At 76.2% G+C, this 1297-nt stretch carries 1 protein-coding gene; it reads right to left on the bottom strand.

Annotated features, from left to right (window positions below):
• On the bottom strand, positions 1 to 1139 hold a 1139-nt coding region (locus tag DZF91_RS23640), incomplete at its 3' end, for a hypothetical protein (RefSeq protein ID WP_117359531.1).
• Between the last annotated feature and the right edge of the window lie 158 nt (positions 1140 to 1297).

The raw sequence follows: 1297 nt of genomic DNA, 5'->3' as shown, positions 1-1297 counted from the left end.
GCCGGCGGGACGGCGCCCCGAGCCGGGACGGCGGGCGCCGGAGCCGACGCGAGCGCCTCCCGGCGCAGCCGCGCCGCGACGCGCAGTTGCTCGGCCGTCTCGGCCATGTCCTCCGACGGCTCCCGCACGCCCCGCGCGAGCTCCAGCGCCGTCACGACGCTGTCCACGCCGCCGAGCTCGTCGCGGACGGACCGTCCCAGCGTCCCCGTCGCCCCGCAGGCGCGCGCCTCGTCCCGGCAGAACAGCGCCATCTCGCAGCTCGACATGCACTCGGGCGCGTACCGGGCCTCTACCGCGCGCACCGCCTCGGGCAGGCCGTCGCCGAGCGCGAACGTCAGTCCGTCCGGCATCTCCCGGGCGATGTCCTCGGCGCGGGTGAGCCGCGCGAGCTGCCGCCTCACCACCGCGAGCTGCGGCCGGACGTCCACCGGCGTGGCGGTCGGACGGTTCGAGAAGTTCTCCGGGCACACCAGGAACACCTCGTGCGACACGCGCTCCGGATCGTGCCCCAGGCCCTCCACCAGCTCGCGCAGCGCCAGCACGTACACCGCCGACTGCCGGGCCGCCGCCGCGACCTGCTCCGGCTCGGCCTGGCCGTCCACCACGGCGAACGACTTGACCTCCACGACGTGGAACCGGCCGCCGAGCTGGAACGCGATGACGTCCGGCTCCAGGTAGGCGCGCTGCCCGGCGATGTCCAGGCGCAGCAGCGGATGGTCGAACAGCGTCCCGTCGCCCGACTCCAGCGCGCGCGCCATCAGGTGCCGGGTGCGGGCGTGCCGCACCTCGCGGCTCTCGGTGCCGACCGACTCCAGGTCGTCGTAGGAGACCTCCGGGATCTCCAGCCCGAGCCGGTCGCGCAGCAGCGCCAGCAGTTCGGCGCAGCCGTCGGCCTTCACCTGCGCCTCGAACGCGTTCCCGCGGGTGATCGCGAACTGCGACTGCCCGAACGGCGCGGCGAACCCCAGGTGCCGCGCGACGGCGTCCTTGTCCACGGCGGCGGCGTCCATCACCCCGCGCCGCGCGCAGCCGGGGTTGGCGGTCAGCGCCGCGATCGTCCGGGCGTCGTGGTTGCGCGGGGCCTCGCCGCCGCGCAGGTGGGACAGGTCGCTCGCCGTGTGGTCGTCGTCTCTGCTCATCGTCGTCGCCGGTTCGTCGTGTCGCCGGGGCTCGAGCCCCCGCCTGGGTTCCTGTGCTCTTCTCCGCCGGTCCCACCGGACCGGCCGGCGGCGGTGCCGCCGGTGGCCGCGCGCCGGGGGAGGACGCGCAGCCCGCCGCCGAACAGCAGCGCCGCGTC

This window comes from Actinomadura logoneensis (assembly GCF_003428695.1).
Taxonomy (GTDB): Bacteria; Actinomycetota; Actinomycetes; order Streptosporangiales; family Streptosporangiaceae; genus Spirillospora; species Spirillospora logoneensis.
Note: the sequence above shows the minus strand (reverse complement) of the source record. Positions and strands in the feature narration are given on the sequence as shown.